Below are 19,944 nucleotides of genomic sequence, written 5' to 3' on the forward strand. Positions count from 1 at the left end.
ACGGCCTTTTAAGCTATAAACGTCTATGAGACATCGCTTCGCGCATATCCTGAAGGGCCTTTTTGCCTTCATTGCCGCGGGCGATCATCAAATTGGTGTAAAGCGCATCGATCAAACTTAATTGGCCGATTCGGGAAGACAAGGCTTCGGAACGGAAATCAGTTTCTTCTGAGACTGTGTACAGTGCAATGTCTGCATCTTTCGATAAAGGGGACTTGGCAAAGTTGGTAACAGAGATGATCGTGACACCTTTTTCCTTCAAAACCCGCAGGACGTCAAGGACGTCAGTGGTCGTACCAGAATGGGAAATAACGATTGCCACATCGTCCGATCGAAGTTGGGACGCAGCCATCAACTGCATATGGGAGTCGAGATTCATGGAGACTTGCAGTCCGAGACGGACAAATTTGTGGTAACCGTCCATGGCCACCATAGCAGAACCACCGTTTCCATAGAAGTCGATTTTACGGGCGGCCATCAGTTTTTCAGTTGCCTGCGCCATCGCTTCGGCATCCACAATCTGAAGAGTATCTTCTAACGTCTTAATATTGGACCGGAATACTTTTTCGGTGACAGCGCTGATGCTGTCGCCTTCTTCAATTTTTTCATGAATGTCTTTTAACGGTGCCACTACTTCTGCGGCAAGCGAAATCTTAAAGGCTTGAAATCCCTTAAAGCCGATTCGTTGGCAGAAACGGAAAACCGTCGATTCAGCCAACCCCAGTTCATCCGCGATCTGGTTGATGGTCAAATGAATAATATTCTTTGGGTCGTTTAATACATAATCGGCAATCTTTTTTTCTTTTTCACTGAAATGGCGGTAACTACCGCGTATGGCAGCCAGCGCAAATTGCTGTTCTTTCATGAACCGCGCCTCGTTTCTGTAAAAGTATTTTCATCTATTATACAACAATATGTTGATTGCGGAAAAATATTTGATACAATGAGTTAATTAAAGAAAAATATTCTTTTATTTTAAAGGAGGATTCCCTAATGGAAATTGGAATTATTGGTTTAGGAAAAATGGGATTGAATTTGGCGCTTAACTTGGTGGACCACAACCATAAAGTTGTTGGATATGACAGCCATGCAGCAATCGAAGAGAATGGCTTCAGCCAAGTATCTTCGATTGAAGAAATGGTAAAAGAGCTGACAGCACCTCGCACGTTTTGGCTAATGGTGCCAGCGGGTGAAATTACCGAATCGGTTATCGCACAATTGATGCCTTTGCTCGAAAAGGGAGATTCCATTATTGATGGCGGAAACTCGAACTACAAGGATACGGTACGCCGTGCAGCAACTTTAAAAGAGCAGGGCATTTACTTTTTTGATTGCGGAACAAGCGGTGGAACAGCAGGAGCGCGCCACGGAATTTGTTCGATGATCGGCGGCGATGCAGAAAAGTTCAAAACCATTGAACCTCTGTTAAAAGACATCTCTGTGGAAGATGGCTATTTGTATACGGGAGAAGCGGGAAGCGGACATTTCCTGAAAATGATCCATAACGGAATCGAATACGGCATGATGCAGTCAATCGCAGAAGGTTTCGACATCCTGAACAAAAGCCAATTTGATTTTGACTACGAAAAAGTGGCTGACGTTTGGAACAATGGATCGATCATCAGCTCGTATTTGATGGAAATGACGAAAAACGCATTTTCTAAAGACGCTAAACTCGATAGCATCAAAGGCGTCATGAATTCTTCAGGCGAAGGCAAATGGACTGTGGAAACAGCACTTGATTTGAATGTGCCGGCACCGGTCATTACGCTGTCACTGATGATGCGCTACCGCTCATTGGAGGACGATACTTTTGCAGGGAAAGTTGTGGCAGCACAGCGCAATGAATTCGGCGGGCATGCGGTAGAGAAGAAATAAGAAGATTGAACTAATATTCTTTAGCGGATAATGGCAAAGGCGTCTTCGGACTAGCCAGTTTCGTGGTAGTCTTGATCATAAGCTTCTTTATCTAAATTAAACTTGAAGAGAAAAAGGAAGTGATTCCTTTTTCTCTTTCTTGTATATAGAGGAGGGCTCCTATGCCTGAGCAGTCATATTATTTGGGAGTGGATATCGGTACCACTTCGACAAAAGCGGTTTTATTCAATAAATCCGGAAAAGTAATAGAAGCCGATACCGTTTTCTACGCACTGGAGACGCCGAGCCCGCTCATCGCAGAACAGGATCCAGAGGAGATTTTCCGCGCAGTGTTGACCTCTGTCCGAAAAACAATCCGGAAAAGCGAAATTGATCTGCAGCAGCTGAAACTGGTGTCATTCAGTTCGGCGATGCATAGCCTGATTGCAGTTGACGCTTCAGGAAGCCTGCTGACGCAAAGCATCACCTGGGCTGATACGAGAAGCTCAAAACACGCCAAGCACATAAAAGAACAGCTGAATGGCCATGAAATCTACTTGCGGACTGGTACGCCAATTCATGCGATGTCGCCACTGGCAAAATTGGTCTGGCTGAAAGATGAAAAACCGGAAGTCTGCAAGCAGGCTGCGAAGTTTATCGGCATCAAGGAATACGTCTTTCGTGAATTGTTCGGAGAATATGTAGTCGACCATTCGATTGCTTCTGCGACAGGTCTTTTCAACCTGCAGGAGCTGGATTGGGACAAAGAAGCTTTGGCTGTGGCAGGCATTGCACCTGAGCAGTTGTCGCGGCTGGTTCCGACTACACATGAATTGACGGGAATCGTTCCGGAACATGCACTGTTTATGGGCATTCCTGAAGATGTTCCCTTTATCATCGGGGCAAGCGATGGCGTATTGGCCAATTTAGGTGTTGATGCCATTGAACCTGGCGTTCTGGCAGTTACTATCGGCACAAGCGGCGCTATCCGCACCGTCACGGCAGAGCCGAAAACAGATCCAAAAGGCCGGACGTTCTGCTACGCGCTGACCGAGAATCATTGGGTGGTCGGCGGACCGGTTAACAATGGCGGCATCGTCCTGCGCTGGCTGCGGGATGAGTTTGCTTCATCTGAAGTGGAAACCGCGAAACGCCTCGGCATCGATTCGTATGATGTGCTGACGAAAATCGCTGAGACAGTCAACCCCGGTGCGGACGGCTTGCTGTTCCATCCCTATTTGACAGGGGAGCGGGCGCCGCTATGGGATGCCAATGCACGCGGGTCGTTTTTCGGACTCAGCATCCATCATAAAAAGCAGCACATTATCCGTTCTGTGCTGGAAGGCATCGTCTATAATTTGTATACTGTGCTTTTGGCGGTCGAAGAACTGGCCGGTGAACCGGTGCGCATTCAGGCGTCAGGGGGCTTTGCCCGTTCGGAAATGTGGCGCCAGCTGCTGGCGGACGTTTTCGGCAAGCCAGTGATTGTTCCAGAGAGCTTTGAAAGCTCCTGCCTTGGCGCTGTCGTTTTAGGCATGTACGCCACGGGGGAGATCGAGGATTTCAGCATCGTCTCCGAAATGATCGGCCAGACGCATACGCATGAACCCGACGAAGCAGCGGCCGGCGTCTACCGGGAACTGCTGCCCATCTATATCCGGTTATCACGCCTGCTGACAGAAGAATACGAAAGCATTTCAGACTTCCAACGGAAGCATTTGGAGTGACACGCGACACCCTGGACCAGAAAGCTGATCCAGGGTGTTTTTAGGTTGATTTCTTGGAAATACTTTCTTTATTTATTCGAATAAAATCTGCTGGGTGGTCGTGGCTTGTTTTATGCACGCTTGGCTGGAACTTATGCACGTTCGATTTGAAATATGCACGTTCAGCAAAAGATATGCACGCTTAAAATAAAATATGCACGTACGGCAGAAATTTTCGTAAAAATAAACCAAACAATCAGAAAACGGATGAAAAATATCTATAATTTTCCAATAGCTCATGATACGATAAAGAGAAACTTCAATCAGTGGGGGCATCCCACTAACCGCTAAAGCGGGATAAAAGCAGTTATAGAATCATTCAACATCAAGGGGGATGTACGGATGGAATTCGATGCAATTGTAGTAGGGGCAGGCCTTGCGGGGTTGGTGGCGGCAGCGGAAATCGCTGACGCGGGCAAAAAAGTGCTGTTGCTGGATCAGGAGCCGGAAGCGTCTTTTGGCGGGCAGGCATGGTGGTCGTTCGGCGGTCTGTTTTTAATAGATTCGCCGGAACAGCGGCGTATGGGCATTAACGACTCGAAAGAATTAGCGTGGCAGGACTGGCTTGGGGCAGCCGGTTTTGACAAGGAGCAGGATGAAGATTATTGGGGGAAGAAATGGGCAGAGGCGTATGTGGATTTCGCAGCGAATGAAAAACGGACCTGGCTGGCCGGCATGGGTGTCAGATTCTTTCCAGTTGTCGGTTGGGCAGAACGCGGCGGCTATTTGGCGGAAGGGCATGGCAATTCGGTGCCGCGTTTTCATATCGTCTGGGGAACGGGACCGGGCATCGTTGCGCCGTTCGAGCGGAGGGTGCGTGAGCATATGAAGAATGGCCTTGTTGATTATCGGCCAAGGCATCGAGTAGATGAGCTCCTCACTGAAAAAGGAGTGGTGACAGGTGTTTCGGGTTCACTGCTGGAGCCGAGCAACGCCGAGCGGGGAGAAGCGAGTTCCCGGCAGGTAGTCGCCAATTTCCGTTGCGAAGCACGGGCTGTGGTCGTGACGAGCGGCGGCATTGGAGGCAACCATGAATTGATTAGAGAAAATTGGCCGAGCCGGTTAGGCAAAGCACCCGAGACGATGCTGTCCGGCGTGCCGGCGCATGTTGATGGCAGAATGCTCGCCATCACGGAAAAAGCTGGCGGGCGCATCGTCAACCGCGACCGGATGTGGCATTATACCGAAGGCATCAAAAATTGGAGCCCGGTCTGGAGCAAACACGGCATTCGTATTTTGCCGGGGCCATCTTCCATGTGGTTCGATGCAACCGGGCAGCGTTTTCCAGCACCAAATTTTCCGGGATTCGATACACTCGGAACGCTCGAAACCATTCAAAAGACCGGCTACAGCTATTCCTGGTTCATCCTGACTCAGAAAATCATCGAAAAGGAATTTGCGCTGTCAGGTTCCGAACAAAACCCGGATTTGACCGGCAAAAGCATTCCGCAAGTGTTATCCCGTATCCGCCCCGGAGCTACAGCGCCGGTGCAGGCGTTTATGGATAAGGGAGAAGACTTTATCGTAGCCGATACGCTGGAGGACCTGGTAACAGGAATGAACAAACTGACTGGTGAGAATCTGGTGGATTTTTCAAAGATCAAGCAGCAGATAGAAGCGCGCGACCGGCAGCTCGACAATCCATTTTCAAAAGATTTGCAGATTACAGCGATGCGGGGCGCACGGAATTACCGGGGCGACCGGCTGATCCGAGTAGCTGTTCCGCATAAATTGTTGGACCGGAAAAAAGGGCCGCTCATTGCGGTTCGCCTGAATATTGTCAGCCGCAAAACCTTGGGCGGCTTGCAGACAGATTTGTCTGCCAGAGTACTGGATAATAATGAGCAACCGGTACCCGGCCTGTATGCTGCAGGAGAAGCAGCGGGATTCGGAGGCGGAGGCGTCCACGGCTATCGGTCGCTTGAAGGCACTTTTCTTGGCGGCTGCTTGTTTTCGGGAAGGACGGCGGGCAGAGCAGTGGTGAACGAAGGGGGTTCTGTGAGTGTTATTTGAAGGGATAGGATGGCGGGTAGTCCTCTTTATAATGGGGGTGGCCGCCAGCACTTTTTTAACAAATACCGTCTTGCGGCAAATCTTCGGCGTGGAAAGAAAACCGTTCTTTTCAAAAAATGAAGTGTATGAAGACCAGAAGAAATGGGACAGGATATTAAAAGGGATATCCGTGGTTGCGGCGATTTCAGTGCCAATGCTACTTTTTGAATACGGTGCCGCCAGTCTTTATGTGCTGCTGGTTTCAGTTGTCATCGGAGCTGTCCAGCTTGGGGTCCAAGCTTCATTTCAGAAAAAACACGCGGAAAATCCTTACGAGTATATGTATACGCTGTTGGAATCGCTGACTACCACTGTCATCTTCATTGCTTTTGGAATAAGTTTATTTCCGGAATTTCTTGAGTATGTCTATAATCTCTGAAATGAAAGGAGGAAAAAAAGATGGGCGATTCCATTGCAGCCTTTGCATTGAGATGGGTTAGGATGATCCGCCTTAATTCAGAAAAACAGATCGAACAAAATCAAGAAATGATTGCATTGCTAAAAGAAAGTGCAAAGGAGAGCGGCAAATGAAAACACAAGAAGCTTTAGTGATCCGCCCATACCGGGAAGCGGATTTTCCACACATCCATGACTTAAACAAACAAGAACAATGGAGCAATTTGGTGACAAAAGAACAAGACACAAAACGGGCATGGGCAAATTCTTCTGTGGCAGTTGTTGCTGAAGTTGATGGGCAGGTAGTGGGTTGTTTGCGGGGGCTGACAGACGGATTCGTTTCCCTCTATATTTGCGAATTGCTGGTAAGCCCCCATCATCGAAAGTCAGGAATTGGGAAAAAGCTGATGCAGGCTATTCACAGCGAGTACCCGAAAACCCGGGTGGAATTGCTGGCCAGCAGCACCTCCCGCAGTTTCTATGAGGCACAGGGCTACCGGCCGTTTTATGGCTTCCGTAAAACAATGGATGAATGAACAGCTGTTTCACGTGGAACGTTTTAAACCAAAGGAGCGACGTTTAAATGAAAAGTGAGCGGATACATATCAGGTTTTTTCTTCCGGAAGATGCGACAGAAAAGCTGCGGCTGGAAATAGAGAATCGGACCCTTTTTGAAGCATATTCAATGACCCGCTATCCGGATTTCTATACATTAGCGATTCAAAAGGAACTGATTGAGATTTATGCGGAACAAAAAGAAAGTGATCAGGCATACAGCTTCGGAATTTTTGAGAATGAGACAGGTATGCTGGTCGGGACAATCAGTCTCGTTCAAGTAATGAGAGGGCCGCTGCAAAGTGCGGTTGTCGGGTATGCTTTGGATAAGAAATACAATAATAGAGGCTACACGACAGAGGCGTTAAAGTTGGTCGTGGCGTATGCTTTTCAAAAGCTGGCACTGCACCGCATCGAAGCTGGTGTCATGCCGGGAAATGATGCTTCCATCCGGGTTCTGGAAAAGGCAGGTTTCCATAAAGAAGGAATCGCCATCCAGAATGTTCAAATCAACGGTGAATGGCAGGACCATCAAATGCTGGCTATCATCAATCCGCGCGATCTTTAGAAAGGGGCTGTTAGCATGTATCTTCAATCTGACAGGCTCGAGTTCCGGCCTTATAGAGATGAAGATTTTCATTTTTTGTGGTCATTGCTGTCCGACCCTGAAATAATCCGCTATATCGGCAAGGGTCAGACCAGAGATCGAAGTGAAGCACTTGAATTTCTTTATTGGATCTACCGCTCTTATCAAGAAAATTTCCAAAGCGGCCTTTTGCTGCTTGTGCGGAAGTCGGATGGCAGACGGATCGGCCATGCCGGTCTTGTAGCTCAAACGGTTGAAGAGGTTGATGAATTGGAAGTCGGCTATTGGATAGCCAAAGAATTTTGGGGACAGGGCTATGCCAAAGAAGCAGCAAGAGCTTTGCGTGACTATGGCTTGCATCAATTGGGAAGAAGCCGCCTCATTTCGCTCATTCAGCGGGATAACAGGGCTTCGCAAAAAGTGGCACAGCATATTGGAATGGCAATGGAAAAGGAAATTGACCTGTCTGGAAAAAAAGTTTGGGTGTTTGCTATTGAAAAGGAGGAAAACGATGGAATTTCCACTATTGGAAACCGCAAGGCTGCGCTTGGAGAAAGTTGAAGAAAAGGATGCAGCAGCATTTTTTGGCATTATGTCGCGTGACGAAGTGACTGCCTATTACGGAATGGATTCTTTAGTACACGAGGAAGAGGCAGTCGAAATCATCCGGTCGTTCCATGCCAGCTTTCATGCGAAACGCGGGGTGCGTTGGGCGATTCGCCTTAAGGAGACAGACAGTTTTATCGGGACAATAGGTTTGAACAATCTAAACTTGAAAGCGAAAAAAGCGGAAATCGGCTATGAACTGCATCCGGATTATTGGCGCCGGCAATTGATGCAGGAAGCAGTCAACGGTGTTTTAAAGCATGCTTTTGCAGAACTCGGTCTGTATCGGATCGGAGCTGTGACATTTCCGGAAAACACTTCGTCAAACCGGCTTTTGGAAAAGCTTGGCTTTACACTGGAAGGGCGATTGCGCGGCTACTTGCATCAACAGAACCAATCCCATGATGCCTTTGTTTTTTCCTTGCTCACAACAGAATGGGTAAATGATTGCTAAAAAGGAGGAGGAAAAAGTTTGATAGCCAAGGCGCTTATGCTTTGTTTGTTTTATATTGTTGCAAATTTTTTTGTAGGGCAATACGTAAGAAAACGCTGGGAAATTTCCAAGCGCAAAGAATTGCTGTATTGGCCATTGAACCGGACTCACGCGTTAATGGAAGCAGTACTGATGATCGGTTTTCTTTTTGGAGCAATAAGCTTGGGCAATCAATTGATGGGAAGCATCAATTGGGTGTATTATCTTTTTCTATATTTCCTTATCAGCTCAGTCAGCCGTGCTTTCATGGAATGGAAATATGCTAAAAACGAACATATCTGGATCAGCCAATTAACAGAAGCTGCCATTGCTGCAGTCTTGCTGTTGAGTTTTTTTATCTTGGCATAATGGACCAATTCCTTCTATCGGATGAAAGTATATGGGTGTTTAGTCTGCAGATCTATTTTTCTCCTGGTGATATTAGCACGAACGGACCAGAGCGGGTTTTAGGGTTCTCGTATAGGGGAATAGCATCAGCAACAAACTTTGCATCATCCAAAGGAGAAGCGTTCATGAAAAGGGAGAAAACTATTGAAGCGGAAGTGAAGGGGTATATTTCGGGGCTATTGCGCACTAATTTCGGAAAAGGACCGACTTCAGTATATGTGGCAATCCAAAAACCATTTATCGTCATTCATTTGCGCGAGTTTCTGGGACCGACAGAAAAAGTGCTGATGAGCCAAAACCAATCTGCCCAGGTACAGAAGATAAGGGACTTGCTGATGGCTGAATTGAATGAGCAAGTGAAGATGGACTTGCTGAAGTTAGCTGAACTGGATATAAAAGAAATCTATGCTGATTGGAATCTGGAGAACAAGACCGGTTTACTGATTCTGGAGTTGAGCGGAGAAGCCGCTGAGCAAACCGAATGGCCGCAAAGCATAGACAAAAATGCATTTTTCCAGGAAGTGGTCGATGTCAGCAGGAAAGCTCAGAAAGAACCGGAGAAAACAGAGGTTTATTGGCTGAATGCACGGACTGTATTGATTCGAAGAACCGGGATTTTAATTGAACTTGAGAAGGAATTGATTAAAAACAACTTTACCGAAGAGCTTAAATTGGCTAAGCGGCCATTGGAATCAAAACTCATTTATGGTTCTGCTCTCGAGCGCATCTTAAAACGTGGCATCGTAGAGGTGTTCACCGATTGGAACTTTAAAGAAGAGGTCGGGTACATAGTGCTGCTGATCGAGCCGGAGCGCTAAAGAGAAATAGGATAAACAAGCGAAAAGTGCCATCATATGGCGCTTTTCGCTTGTTTAATTTTTGGGGATTTCGATCATCTTTTGCATCAATGGCATAATTTTATCGCGATCGGATACACGCTCATCAATCCAGGCGGCTTCTTTCGCCAGCAGCTGTCGGATTTGTAAAGCGGCCTCCGGGTGATCCAGTGGAGTCATGAGACTGGAGATGCTCTCAATTTCCGCAAATACAAACTCCGGAAGGGAATGGCTGATGGCTTTCAAGCCCAATTGCGCCCGGTCCGGAGCATACCGGTACAATAAAACACGTGCCAAGTGCTCCTGGACATGCGACAGCATCTTCACTGCCCAAACGCCATTTCCTCTGGCACTTGCTTTGCGGTATTGAAATAAAAACCAGGCAACATCAATGACATGGTCTTTATACTCTTCTTTGCTGAGCGTCAGACTCTGCGATTCTTCAAATTGCTCAAGCAGGTTGTCCGGATCATAGACGACTTTGAAGAAATCCTTTGGCGTGAATGATTCCACTGTTACTGTAAAAAGGTCGATATGAAGCAAATCATCAAAGACTGCTATAAGCTGTGGGGCGATGATGAAGATATCGTCCTGAAACAGCACAGGCCGATAAACCTGAAGGTGTGTGATGCGCTCCGCGAGGAACAAGTCTTCCTGTTCTTTGTCGACCAGGCAATACATGTCGATATCCGAATGTTCATCGTGTTCATTTCTGCCCATGGACCCTTTCAGGAAAATGGCTCGGACATAGGGACTTTGCATTAAACTGGCTGAAATTTTTTCGACCGCGACTTCTTGTACAAGCATGACAATCCCCCATGGCTGAATTTGTTTTTATTACTATAGCATAGAAGGATAAACCTTCCAATTTGAAGAATAAATAGAAATAAGAAATTATGGAAGGGTGAAAAAATATGCGTCAGATCATTGCAATGGGCGGTGGCGGGTTTTCGATGGAACCTGACAATCCGTTGTTGGACCAATACATACTCGACCAGGCAAACAAATCCCAACCGAAAATCTGTTTTATTCCGACAGCAAGCGGGGATGCCGATAGCTATATTGAAAGGTTCTACGATTTTTTTAACCAACAGGAATGTGTGCCTAGCCACTTGTCTCTATTCAAACCGCCGACACGTGATCTGGAACGGTTCGTTCTGGAGCAGGACATTATTTATGTAGGCGGCGGCAATACCAAAAACCTGTTGGTGCTGTGGAAAGAATGGGGATTGGACAAAATTCTGAGAAAGGCTTGGGAGCAAGGCGTTGTATTGGCCGGGCTCAGTGCAGGCTCTATCTGCTGGTACGAGGAAGGCGTTACGGATTCATACGGCGATAAACTTGAGCCGCTCCAGGCGCTTGGATTTCTAAAGGGCAGCCATTGTCCGCATTACGATGGAGAAGCCGAAAGAAGGCCGGCATACCGGCAGTTTGTGGATCAAGGAACTTTGCAGGAAGGCATCGCAGCAGACGACGGTGCTGCTGTTCATTATGTAGAAGAGGATATCAAACGCATCGTCAGTTCAAGGCAGACGGCTAAAGCTTACCGTGTTACTAGTGGTGGAGAAGAAGAGTTGGCGGTTGAGTATTTGGGCAAGAAATGATCATTTTGCATACTGCACCGGCCGCTTTAGGCAAGGCTCACACGCTAAGCCAGGAAGACCACCCGTCTCATCGTTCCGCCTATAGCCCGTGGACGCGCCGATTCTAAGTTAGTTGTTTAGAAAACAAAAAAATGAGGTGCTCTGATGAAAATAAGGTTGGAAAAAGCAACGGCCTCGGACGCATCCGCTATTCTCGCTATGCAAAAATCCGCATTTTTACCGCTATTGGAGAAATACCAGGACTACAACACCAACCCGGCAAACGAAACATTGGAACAGGTGCTTGGCAGAATAGAAAGCCAAGGTTCCTTCTATTATAAAATTATGGCACAAGAAAAAGTGATAGGGGCAATCCGCATTAAAAGGGATGCAGGCAACCGGTTTTGGGTCAGTCCTTTATTTGTCGATCCGCGTTTTCAAGGGCGCGGCATAGCCGGTGAAGCGATGAAAGAGGCAGAACTGCTCCATGCAGAAGCCGGCACCTGGGAGCTCGCGACCATCTTGGAGGAAGAAGGGAATTGCCGCTTCTACGAAAACTTGGGCTACCGGGCAACAGGTGTCATTGAAAAATTGAACAATAGAGCCACTTTGGGATACTTCAAAAAAACAGCGAAGGGCGTAGATTGAATGAAGCTGACTGCGGAACTTTCAAGGTTCAAAGTTAAGGAAGGAAAAAACGAAACAGTTGACCAATGGATGGGATTTTTGAATGAGCATATGGAGAAAGTATTACTGACGCTCAACGATGAAAAAATGTTTGTCGAAACAATTTTTAAAGAAGAGATCAGCGGCACAACATATTTATACTGGCATTCGGTACAAGGACAAGGGGGAGCTGAACTGGAAAGCTCCAGCCACGAAGTGGACAAAAAGCATATGGCCTACTGGAACGACTGCATCGATTCAAGCTACGAGTCAGTGGACATGGATGCGCAAGTGGTCATGATCCAGGAGAAAGTAAGAGGTGCCATGGATTGAACTAATTAGAGCGGGAGGGGATAAAATGCTTGAAACAATCCGGTTCTATTTACGGGAATTCGTTCAGGAGGATTGGAAAGCAGTCCATGCCTATGCCTCTCAGGAAATTGTTTCCCAGTACCAGCCATGGGGACCCAATTCACCGCAAGAAACCAAGCGATACATAACGGATGTGCTCCAGCAACAGCTTGAACAGCCACGCACTGGCTTCACTTTTGCGATTGTTTGGAAAGGAACGGGTAGAGTTATTGGAGCAGGAGAGCTATCAGCAATCGACACCACTAACCGATCCGGTGAAATCGGTTATATTCTTCATCCGGATTATTGGAGGATAGGAATTGCGTCAGAAGCCGCTTTATTGCTGTTGGAGTTCGGCTTTGAAGAAAAAGAGCTTCATCGAATAGAGGCACGTTGCGATCCCGGAAATATCGGTTCGCAAAAAGTTCTTGAAAAAGTAGGGATGAAAAAAGAAGGACAGCTTCGGCAAAATTTGCGCATGAACAATGGATGGCGCGATTCGCTGCTTTACGGAATTCTTGAAGATGAATGGAAAATGGTAAAGGTCAACTGAATTGAAACTGTCGCTACCCTTCGCATTTGATTAAAATACAGATGGTGTTTTTTATGAAAGCGAAAGTTGAACAGAATTTTCCGGAAGAGATAACATGTTCCAACATGCGAGCTTCTGCTATAGTGGCAATAAGGGCGGTATCATTGTTGAACTGCACCCATACAAAACACTCAACAATCGAATAGTTCTGCCTTGATCTTAAATCGACAGGGACGGAGAAAACCTACCATAAACTTTCTGCCCGTCTGTCCAGCTTTGGAACCGACGGGCTTTATTTCGGTTTTCCTCCCCAAAGGAGAGAACAAAATGAAGAATACAGCATCACTTATCAAAATGAAAAATGAGAACGAAAAAATTGCCATGCTGACCGCCTATGACTACCCATCAGCAAAGCTTGCAGAGCAGGCTGGTGTGGATGTCATTTTAGTAGGCGATTCTCTCGGTATGGTCGTCCTGGGGTACGATTCAACGGTGAAAGTGACAGTAGACGACATGATCCATCACGGCAAAGCTGCCCGCCGCGGAGCCCCTGACACCTTTTTGGTAGTGGACATGCCATTTGCTTCATTTCATGGAAATGCAGAACGCACGCTTGATAATGCGGTCCGTATTTTTCAGGAAACCGGAGCCGAGGCATTGAAGCTTGAAGGCGCAGACGAAGTAGTGGATGTCGTGAAATTGCTGACACGTACAGGTATCCCGGTTGTCGCTCACTTAGGATTGCTTCCGCAATCGGCAGGTGTCCTTGGCGGCTATAAAGTGCAAGGGAAGACCGCACATGCTGCACAGAAACTGATTGACGATGCACGCGCATGTGAAGCGGCGGGGGCTTGCATGCTTGTGCTGGAATGCATCCCGTATCAGTTGGCACAAAAAGTTACGGCAGCACTGACGATTCCGGTGATCGGCATTGGTGCCGGCAGTGAAACGGATGGACAGGTTCTCGTTTATCATGACGTCCTGAAATACGGATCGCATCATTTAGCGAAGTTCGTACGCTCTTATGCAGAAACCGGGGATATCATGAAGCAAGGCCTCACTCAATATGTCGATGAAGTGAAATCAGGCGCTTTTCCGGCCGAAGAGCATCGTTTTACCATGAAAGAAGAAGAACTCCAGCAGTTGTATGGAGGAAAAGAATAGATAGAAGGAAAACCCCGGCATCTCGGAAAAGGTGCCGGGGTTTCTTGTGGTTCAATTGATGGTCTTCTTTTTTGTCATAGTTATAAAAGCGTATTTGGTAAAGCCTAAGGTGGTAAATTTATTGGGGAAAATTATATTCTTTAATAAGTTTCGAAAAGCGTTCGTAAATATGTGTGCAAATTGGCGAACGTTCGTAAAGTGTTTTGACACGTTTACGAACGCTATTTTTGACGGTTTTCAACCCTTTTAGAGCGTTCATAAAGGTGTACTTTTACGAACGGTTTAACAGCAGGAGTTACTGGCGGATTTTCAAAAGTTTTGTATTGCAGAGAACCCTTGAATCTCCTACTGGAGTTTCCAAGTGCACAAAAGTCACGGCGCAAGTTATGAAGCTTTGCATCATGCACCTTAATTGAACCGACGTATGCCGAAAAATGCGAACGGTAGGGAGAGAGGATGGGAGTTAGTCGTTCTCTCCTGCTCGCTACGTTTTGATGGGATGGAAAAGGGAAGGGGAATAATATTGTGAAATAAAATGGAGGGATAAGAATGAAAGCCGTAACTTTTCAAGGCGTGAAAGACATGAAAGTGAAAAACGTGAAATCTCCTGAAATTGAAAAAAAGGATGATATCATCGTTAAAGTCACTTCGACAGCGATTTGTGGATCCGATTTACATATCTATCAAGGAGCTTTGCCAGCAAGAAAAGATTATGTGATCTGCCATTAACCGATGGGAATCGTAGAAGAGGTTGGACCAGAGGTCACCAAGGTGAAAAAAGGCGACCGGATTGTGCTGCCGTTCAACGTCAGCTGCGGACATTGCTTCTACTGCAGCCACGATATGGAGAGCCAGTGCGACAACTCCAATGGCAACCCTCATTTTGATACGGGTGGCTACTTCGGGTTTACTGAACGGTATGGCAGCTACTCGAGTGGTCAGGCAGAGTATATGCGTGTCCCTTATGGTAATTTTATGCCATTCGTCATTCCGGAATCCTCAGAGCTCGAAGACGAATCTTTGCTGTTCTTGTCGGATGTTCTGCCAACCGCCTGGTGGAGTGTGGAGAATGCAGGATTACAACAAGGCGATACGGTAGTTGTCCTCGGTTGTGGACCGATTGGTCTGATGATACAGAAATTTGCCTGGATGAAAGGTGCCAAACGCGTGATTGCAGTTGATGAAATTCCATATCGCATGGAATTGGCGAAAAAGATGAATAACGTAGAGGTATTTGATTTCACGCAGTCTGATAATATGGGTGCCTTCATCCACGAAATTACAAGCGGCGGCGCGCGCATCGTTATTGACTGTGTAGGGATGGACGGCAAGAAATCTCCGGCTGAAGCAGTCCAGCAAAAATTGAAGCTGCAAGGTGGAACGCTTAGTGCCATCGATATTGCCAAAGATGCAGTCAGCAAATTCGGTGTGATCCAGCTGACAGGTATTTACGGCCTTACTTACAATATGTTCCCGCTCGGCAATATGTTTGAGCGCAACGTCACCATGAAGATGGGACAGGCGCCGGTCATTCACTTGATGCCGATGCTTTATGAAAAAATCGAGAACGGCGAATTCGATCCGCGTGAAATCATTTCGCATATCATGCCGCTTGAAAAAGCAAGTGACGCTTACAAGATTTTCAATGACCACACGGACGATTGCACAAAAGTCATCTTAAAACCGTAACGCCATAAATATACTGGGATTTTATATGATCAAACGTCCCATGGCATATGGGGCGTTTGATTTTTTTGCCGAATTTATCGATCCACTTACTATTGAACTGAGTCCCAAATAGTAGATACTTTATAAAGTTGCTCCTATATAAAGTTCAGTTCACACCTGTTACGATGGGTTTATTTGTTAATAGATTCTTATTTAATTTGGACTCAACTCCATAAAAATATCCAACTTTGGAAGAAACGGAGGGCTTGAAATGCCGGAAAATAGCAACATGCAAGCGGCAGTGTTTAACCAGCACGGAGGACCGGAAGTTATTCAGTTGAGCGAGGTAAGTATTCCCGAAGTCGGACCGGACGAAGTGCTGATCAAAGTGGCAGCCACATCCTATAACCCGTTGGATTCAGCGATCAGGCAAGGAAATATCATCTCACCCGAATTTCCATTCATCCCTCACAGTGATGTTGCGGGAGTGATTGAGAAAACAGGGGAATCGGTAGAATCTTTGGCGGTGGGCCAGAAGGTATTCAGCTATCTGGATATTTCAAGAGATGGTGCTGCCGCAGAATATGTCGTTTCAAAGGCAAAGAATATAGTTTCAGCTCCCACTAACATACCGTTACAGGATGCAGGATCGATTCCACTGGCAGCCCTGACAGCCTGGCAGGCCCTGTTTCAAATCGGGAAGCTGGAAAAAGGCCAAAGAGTGCTCATAACAGCAGCGGCTGGCGGTGTTGGTTCCTTTGCAGTCCAACTTGCGAAATGGAAAGGAGCCTATGTAATAGGGAGTGCTTCCGAGAACAGTTTTCAGAAACTGAAAGAACTGGGTATTGATGAAATCATTGATTATAAAAATGAACCGGTTCCTGAAGTGTTGAATGAAAAAGTTGATCTGATTTTCAACGTATCGCCTGCCAAATCAGATGAAGTAAATACGTGGCTGCCTTTGCTTAATAAAGGAGGCATGCTTGTTTCCGCACTTTCTCCTGCGAGCAAGGAGCTTGCTGAACAATTAGAAGTAAATACAAAAAGAATGGCTGTTCGAAGCAATGCAGACGACTTGACGCAAATTGTCCGATTAGTGGATGAAGGGGCTGTAGTTCCTTTTATTACGGAAAGATTTCCTCTCTCTGAGGTTAGAACCGTACATGAATTGGCTGGAAAGACCCGTGGGAAAGTGTTGATCGAAGTAGATTCATCCATTTAAGCATAGGCCCATATAATAACAAATCGTACTTTGTAGAGCTGTTTTCAATTAAGCGAATTTCTTGCCGGCAATTCGACATGTCTGGCATCACTTTCAGAAATGAAGATACGGAGTTTCCGATTCACAGTGATAAAGAAAGATACGTTTTTCCGGTAACTAATAAACGGCGATTAGAAACCTACTGAAGAAGACTGTATAGAGTCATGCTTACACTTGTTTTAAAAAGCTGTACTGAATTTGTAATACAATAAAAAAAGGTTAATCCTTTCTTTAATAGATTGGATGATTGTTTTAATTCAACAACTTGTAAATGTGCCACACGAAAAGGCCCGTGGGAAAGTTTTCACTTCCCACGGGCCTTTCGGTATGATTAAGCGATAACAGCATCATCAAGCTTCTGTGCACTTTTCTCTTGGGTATTTGGTTTGCCATTCGGTATGAAAAAAGCCCTCTTTGTCTACACGCTGGTACGTATGGGCACCAAAGTAATCCCGCTGTGCCTGGATTAAATTGGCTGGCAATGTCTCAGAGCGATAGCTGTCATAGTAAGCCAATGCGCTTGAAAAAGCGGGCGCCGGAATTCCTTGCTGAATGGCCAGCGTCAGCACTTTTCGTAGAGAATGCTGATACTCCCCTATAATCTCCTGGAAATATGGATCAATTAATAAGTTAGGCAGTTCGGGATTGCCGTCAAATGCTTCTTTGATCTTTTGCAGGAATTGCGCCCGGATGATGCATCCTCCACGGAAGATCATGGCAACATCCCCGTAAGGAATATTCCAGCCATACTCTTCAGATGCCGCACGCATTTGGGCAAAACCTTGGGCATACGAGCAAATCTTACTCATGTATAAGGCTTTGCGGATGGCTTCAATCATTTCTTGGGAGTCGCCTGCCTGTTTTTTCGGTTCAGGGCCTTGCAGAATTTTGCTTGCCGCGACCCGTTCTTCCTTGACCGAGGAAATAAACCTTGCGAAAACGGACTCTGTGACGATTGGAAGGGAAACATCTAAATCCAACGCGTTTTGGCTTGTCCATTTCCCAGTCCCTTTCTGTCCGGCCACATCCAAAATCTGATCAACAAGCGGCTTCCCGGTATCTTCATCCCGCTTGTTCAAAATATCGGCGGTAATTTCGACAAGGTAACTGTCAAGCTCCCCTTTGTTCCAATCCGAGAATATAGTGGACATTTCTAGGACAGAAAGGCCAAGCGCGTGTTTCATGATGAAATAGGCTTCGGATATCAATTGCATATCCCCGTATTCGATGCCGTTATGGACCATTTTGACATAATGGCCAGCTCCATCAGGACCCATATAGGCACTGCAAGGAGTGTCATCTACTTTTGCCGAAATTGCTTCCAGAATAGGTTTGACTTGTTCATATGCTTCTTTCGGTCCACCGGGCATGATGGAAGGACCGTTGCGGGCACCTTCTTCTCCGCCGGAAATTCCGGCGCCTAGAAAGTGCAAGCCTGCTTCTTGTAATTTTGCTGTTCGCCTATTCGTGTCTTCAAAAAACGAATTTCCTCCGTCTATTAGAATGTCCCCTGATTGAAGGTGGGGAAGGAGAGATTCAATGACCGAATCCGTCGTGTCTCCAGATTTCACCATCAACAAGATTTTGCGGGGGGTTTCCAATGAAAGGACAAATTCTTCAACACTGTATGCTCCCAAAATCTTTTTTCCTTGTGCTTCTTTTTCAGCTAAATCGTCGATTCGGTCTGTCCAATAATCATAGACAGATACAGAATAACCTTTACTCTCCATGTTCAGGGCTAAGTTTTTTCCCATTACCCCTAAACCGATGACTCCAATTTGCTGCTTCATTGTATTTTCACCTCATCGTTTTGTGAGTTGCCAGACGGCAACAGCCGATTTTCCAGCTTTTCTCTTTCTTTTTCAAATCCTTCTTTGCCAAGCAATGCAAACATATTGGTTTTATATGCCTCTACTCCTGGTTGGTCAAATGGATTGACACCGAGTAAAGTGCCGCTGATCGCGCAGGCTTTTTCGAAGAAATAAATCATTTCGCCAAAGGTGAATTCATTGAGTTCGTCTAGCTCAATGACCAGATTCGGCACACCTCCATCGACATGAGCAAGGGAAGTTCCAAGTGCCGCTTTTTTGTTCACTTCATCCATCGTTTTTCCTGCTAAGAAGTTCAACCCATCCATATTGGCTGGATCTTCTTGTATGACAAGATCGAGGGAAGGTTTCTTCACTTGCAAAACTGTTTCAAAGAATAGACGGCGCCCTTCCTGCACATACTGCCCCATTGAATGTAAATCAGTGGAGAAATTGACAGAAGCGGGGAAGAGTCCTTTTTCATCTTTCCCTTCACTTTCCCCGAAAAGTTGTTTCCACCATTCTGCTGTAGAAAGCAGGCCAGGCTCGTAGCTTACAAACAGTTCAATCGATTTTCCTTTATTATAAAAAATATTCCTTACTGCAGCATATTGGTAGCTTTCGTTTGTAGCGAGTACGGGATTGTTGTATTTGTGGTAAGCAGCTTTTGCCCCCTGCATCACTTGGTCGATATTAAGCCCGGCTACAGCCATCGGAAGTAAACCGACTGGAGTCAAAACGGAGTATCGTCCTCCGATATTATCAGGAATGACAAATGTTTCGTATCCTTCTTCAACTGCAAGATTCCGAAGCGCGCCTTTGCTCCGGTCGGTTGTGACATAAATTCGGTTTCCGGCTTCTTTTTTTCCATACTTTTTTTCCAGAAAGGTGCGGAATATCCGGAATGCTAAAGCGGGTTCAGTGGTCGTGCCTGACTTGGAGATCACATTGATTGAAATGTCTTTCCCTTCCAGTATCTGAAGCAAATGTGTGATATAAGCTGGGCTAATGTTATGTCCGGCAAAATAAACTTCCGTATTTCCTTTAACTTGGTTATGGAACGTATGCGATAAGGCTTCTATTGCTGCCTTGGAGCCTAGATAAGAGCCGCCGATGCCAATCACAATCAGCGCATCTGACTGTTGCTGAATTCTTTCGGCAGCCAGTTTCACCTGGAGAAACTCTTCTTTATCATAGTTAATCGGCCAGTCGATCCACCCCAAGTAGTCAGAACCCGGTCCTGTCTGCTGGTGAAGTTGGTTATGCGCTTGTTTGACAAATTCGCTAATATTTTCAAACTCGCTATTCGTCATAAACGATAATACATTGGTGAAATCAAATGAAACGGTCATGTAATCTCTCTCCTTTTGAATGAAC

21 protein-coding genes and 1 pseudogene are annotated in these 19,944 nt (G+C 46.1%); 18 read left to right on the plus strand and 4 right to left on the minus strand.

Annotation, left to right across the window (positions count from 1 at the left end):
• Positions 1 to 13 precede the first annotated feature (13 nt).
• Complete coding sequence (locus GJB59_RS01135; RefSeq protein WP_142828465.1) at positions 14 to 865, minus strand: MurR/RpiR family transcriptional regulator; 852 nt, start codon at positions 863 to 865, stop codon at positions 14 to 16.
• Between the two features lie 128 nt (positions 866 to 993).
• Between GJB59_RS01135 and gnd (GJB59_RS01140) the strand changes: the two genes are divergently transcribed.
• The 11 genes from gnd (GJB59_RS01140) to GJB59_RS01185 all read left to right on the plus strand — a co-directional run bounded on the left by gnd (GJB59_RS01140) (position 994) and on the right by GJB59_RS01185 (position 9,516).
• Positions 994 to 1,878, plus strand: coding sequence for a phosphogluconate dehydrogenase (NAD(+)-dependent, decarboxylating) (gene gnd / locus GJB59_RS01140; RefSeq protein WP_142828466.1), 885 nt, complete (start codon positions 994 to 996; stop codon positions 1,876 to 1,878).
• Between the two features lie 161 nt (positions 1,879 to 2,039).
• The gene (gene gntK, locus GJB59_RS01145; protein WP_142828467.1) at positions 2,040 to 3,584 is read left to right on the plus strand and encodes a gluconokinase; all 1,545 of its coding nucleotides are present in this window, start codon (positions 2,040 to 2,042) and stop codon (positions 3,582 to 3,584) included.
• Positions 3,585 to 3,965: 381 nt separating this feature from the next.
• The gene (locus tag GJB59_RS01150) at positions 3,966 to 5,636 is read left to right on the plus strand and encodes an FAD-binding dehydrogenase (RefSeq protein ID WP_142828468.1); all 1,671 of its coding nucleotides are present in this window, start codon (positions 3,966 to 3,968) and stop codon (positions 5,634 to 5,636) included.
• Positions 5,626 to 6,054 (plus strand): DUF4181 domain-containing protein, encoded by a 429-nt coding sequence (locus tag GJB59_RS01155; RefSeq protein ID WP_142828469.1) that lies wholly within the window; start codon positions 5,626 to 5,628, stop codon positions 6,052 to 6,054. The genes GJB59_RS01150 and GJB59_RS01155 overlap by 11 nt, the downstream gene beginning before the upstream one ends.
• 20 nt (positions 6,055 to 6,074) lie before the next feature.
• The gene (locus GJB59_RS19170) at positions 6,075 to 6,206 is read left to right on the plus strand and encodes a hypothetical protein (RefSeq protein WP_268951296.1); all 132 of its coding nucleotides are present in this window, start codon (positions 6,075 to 6,077) and stop codon (positions 6,204 to 6,206) included.
• A complete protein-coding gene (locus GJB59_RS01160) occupies positions 6,203 to 6,607 on the plus strand; it encodes a GNAT family N-acetyltransferase (protein ID WP_142828470.1) in 405 nt (134 codons plus the stop codon). Before GJB59_RS19170 ends, GJB59_RS01160 begins: the two co-directional genes overlap by 4 nt.
• Before the next feature lie 47 nt (positions 6,608 to 6,654).
• Positions 6,655 to 7,194 carry a GNAT family N-acetyltransferase gene (locus GJB59_RS01165; protein ID WP_142828471.1) on the plus strand — a complete coding sequence of 180 codons (540 nt, stop codon included), beginning with the start codon at positions 6,655 to 6,657 and terminating at the stop codon, positions 7,192 to 7,194.
• 15 nt (positions 7,195 to 7,209) lie between these two features.
• Positions 7,210 to 7,773 (plus strand): GNAT family N-acetyltransferase, encoded by a 564-nt coding sequence (locus tag GJB59_RS01170; protein ID WP_142828472.1) that lies wholly within the window; start codon positions 7,210 to 7,212, stop codon positions 7,771 to 7,773.
• The gene (locus GJB59_RS01175; protein WP_142828473.1) at positions 7,724 to 8,272 is read left to right on the plus strand and encodes a GNAT family N-acetyltransferase; all 549 of its coding nucleotides are present in this window, start codon (positions 7,724 to 7,726) and stop codon (positions 8,270 to 8,272) included. Before GJB59_RS01170 ends, GJB59_RS01175 begins: the two co-directional genes overlap by 50 nt.
• A gap of 18 nt (positions 8,273 to 8,290) precedes the next feature.
• Positions 8,291 to 8,659, plus strand: coding sequence for a DUF4181 domain-containing protein (locus GJB59_RS01180; protein WP_142828474.1), 369 nt, complete (start codon positions 8,291 to 8,293; stop codon positions 8,657 to 8,659).
• A 164-nt stretch (positions 8,660 to 8,823) separates the two neighbouring features.
• The gene (locus tag GJB59_RS01185) at positions 8,824 to 9,516 is read left to right on the plus strand and encodes a Na-translocating system protein MpsC family protein (protein ID WP_142828475.1); all 693 of its coding nucleotides are present in this window, start codon (positions 8,824 to 8,826) and stop codon (positions 9,514 to 9,516) included.
• A gap of 54 nt (positions 9,517 to 9,570) precedes the next feature.
• Here the strand turns inward: GJB59_RS01185 and GJB59_RS01190 are convergent, their stop codons facing one another.
• Positions 9,571 to 10,341 (minus strand): nucleotidyltransferase domain-containing protein, encoded by a 771-nt coding sequence (locus tag GJB59_RS01190; protein WP_142828476.1) that lies wholly within the window; start codon positions 10,339 to 10,341, stop codon positions 9,571 to 9,573.
• 107 nt (positions 10,342 to 10,448) lie between these two features.
• Between GJB59_RS01190 and GJB59_RS01195 the strand changes: the two genes are divergently transcribed.
• The 7 genes and pseudogenes from GJB59_RS01195 (at position 10,449) to GJB59_RS01225 (ending at position 16,720) form a co-directional block, all read left to right on the plus strand.
• Positions 10,449 to 11,138: a Type 1 glutamine amidotransferase-like domain-containing protein gene (locus GJB59_RS01195; protein WP_142828477.1), complete on the plus strand. Its 690-nt coding sequence runs from the start codon at positions 10,449 to 10,451 to the stop codon at positions 11,136 to 11,138.
• Positions 11,139 to 11,282: 144 nt separating this feature from the next.
• Positions 11,283 to 11,765 carry a GNAT family N-acetyltransferase gene (locus GJB59_RS01200; RefSeq protein WP_142828478.1) on the plus strand — a complete coding sequence of 161 codons (483 nt, stop codon included), beginning with the start codon at positions 11,283 to 11,285 and terminating at the stop codon, positions 11,763 to 11,765.
• Positions 11,766 to 11,771: 6 nt separating this feature from the next.
• Positions 11,772 to 12,116 carry a DUF6176 family protein gene (locus tag GJB59_RS01205; RefSeq protein ID WP_142828637.1) on the plus strand — a complete coding sequence of 115 codons (345 nt, stop codon included), beginning with the start codon at positions 11,772 to 11,774 and terminating at the stop codon, positions 12,114 to 12,116.
• Positions 12,117 to 12,141: 25 nt separating this feature from the next.
• The gene (locus GJB59_RS01210; protein WP_142828479.1) at positions 12,142 to 12,687 is read left to right on the plus strand and encodes a GNAT family N-acetyltransferase; all 546 of its coding nucleotides are present in this window, start codon (positions 12,142 to 12,144) and stop codon (positions 12,685 to 12,687) included.
• Between the two features lie 306 nt (positions 12,688 to 12,993).
• Positions 12,994 to 13,830, plus strand: coding sequence for a 3-methyl-2-oxobutanoate hydroxymethyltransferase (gene panB / locus GJB59_RS01215; RefSeq protein ID WP_142828480.1), 837 nt, complete (start codon positions 12,994 to 12,996; stop codon positions 13,828 to 13,830).
• Between the two features lie 549 nt (positions 13,831 to 14,379).
• A pseudogene (locus GJB59_RS01220) lies at positions 14,380 to 15,519 on the plus strand (zinc-dependent alcohol dehydrogenase).
• Between the two features lie 250 nt (positions 15,520 to 15,769).
• Positions 15,770 to 16,720: an NADP-dependent oxidoreductase gene (locus GJB59_RS01225; RefSeq protein ID WP_142828481.1), complete on the plus strand. Its 951-nt coding sequence runs from the start codon at positions 15,770 to 15,772 to the stop codon at positions 16,718 to 16,720.
• 389 nt (positions 16,721 to 17,109) lie between these two features.
• On the opposite strand, the gene gnd (GJB59_RS01230) is transcribed toward GJB59_RS01225, so the two are convergent.
• Both gnd (GJB59_RS01230) and GJB59_RS01235 read right to left on the minus strand, forming a co-directional pair.
• On the minus strand, positions 17,110 to 18,549 hold the full coding sequence (gnd, locus tag GJB59_RS01230; protein WP_142828482.1) for an NADP-dependent phosphogluconate dehydrogenase: 1,440 nt from the start codon (positions 18,547 to 18,549) through the stop codon (positions 17,110 to 17,112).
• Entirely contained in the window at positions 18,546 to 19,919 is a 1,374-nt protein-coding gene (locus tag GJB59_RS01235) for a glucose-6-phosphate isomerase (RefSeq protein WP_142828483.1), read from the minus strand. The genes gnd (GJB59_RS01230) and GJB59_RS01235 overlap by 4 nt, the downstream gene beginning before the upstream one ends.
• Between the last annotated feature and the right edge of the window lie 25 nt (positions 19,920 to 19,944).

Origin of the sequence: Planococcus soli, from assembly GCF_016881065.1 — a bacterium.
Lineage (GTDB): Bacteria > Bacillota > Bacilli > Bacillales_A > Planococcaceae > Planococcus > Planococcus soli.

Bases quoted from the DNA above. Each gene is read 5' to 3' on its own strand.
- GJB59_RS01235 (WP_142828483.1), bottom strand. From the start codon at position 19,919: ATGACCGTTTCATTTGATTTCACCAATGTATTATCGTTTATGACGAAT.
- gnd (WP_142828466.1), top strand. From the start codon at position 994: ATGGAAATTGGAATTATTGGTTTAGGAAAAATGGGATTGAATTTGGCG.
- GJB59_RS01195 (WP_142828477.1), top strand. From the start codon at position 10,449: ATGCGTCAGATCATTGCAATGGGCGGTGGCGGGTTTTCGATGGAACCT.
- GJB59_RS01175 (WP_142828473.1), top strand. From the start codon at position 7,724: ATGGAATTTCCACTATTGGAAACCGCAAGGCTGCGCTTGGAGAAAGTT.
- GJB59_RS01190 (WP_142828476.1), bottom strand. From the start codon at position 10,341: ATGCTTGTACAAGAAGTCGCGGTCGAAAAAATTTCAGCCAGTTTAATG.
- GJB59_RS01160 (WP_142828470.1), top strand. From the start codon at position 6,203: ATGAAAACACAAGAAGCTTTAGTGATCCGCCCATACCGGGAAGCGGAT.
- panB (WP_142828480.1), top strand. From the start codon at position 12,994: ATGAAGAATACAGCATCACTTATCAAAATGAAAAATGAGAACGAAAAA.
- GJB59_RS01150 (WP_142828468.1), top strand. From the start codon at position 3,966: ATGGAATTCGATGCAATTGTAGTAGGGGCAGGCCTTGCGGGGTTGGTG.
- GJB59_RS01210 (WP_142828479.1), top strand. From the start codon at position 12,142: ATGCTTGAAACAATCCGGTTCTATTTACGGGAATTCGTTCAGGAGGAT.
- gnd (WP_142828482.1), bottom strand. From the start codon at position 18,549: ATGAAGCAGCAAATTGGAGTCATCGGTTTAGGGGTAATGGGAAAAAAC.
- GJB59_RS01170 (WP_142828472.1), top strand. From the start codon at position 7,210: ATGTATCTTCAATCTGACAGGCTCGAGTTCCGGCCTTATAGAGATGAA.
- gntK (WP_142828467.1), top strand. From the start codon at position 2,040: ATGCCTGAGCAGTCATATTATTTGGGAGTGGATATCGGTACCACTTCG.
- GJB59_RS01225 (WP_142828481.1), top strand. From the start codon at position 15,770: ATGCCGGAAAATAGCAACATGCAAGCGGCAGTGTTTAACCAGCACGGA.
- GJB59_RS01135 (WP_142828465.1), bottom strand. From the start codon at position 865: ATGAAAGAACAGCAATTTGCGCTGGCTGCCATACGCGGTAGTTACCGC.
- GJB59_RS01165 (WP_142828471.1), top strand. From the start codon at position 6,655: ATGAAAAGTGAGCGGATACATATCAGGTTTTTTCTTCCGGAAGATGCG.
- GJB59_RS01200 (WP_142828478.1), top strand. From the start codon at position 11,283: ATGAAAATAAGGTTGGAAAAAGCAACGGCCTCGGACGCATCCGCTATT.
- GJB59_RS01185 (WP_142828475.1), top strand. From the start codon at position 8,824: ATGAAAAGGGAGAAAACTATTGAAGCGGAAGTGAAGGGGTATATTTCG.
- GJB59_RS19170 (WP_268951296.1), top strand. From the start codon at position 6,075: ATGGGCGATTCCATTGCAGCCTTTGCATTGAGATGGGTTAGGATGATC.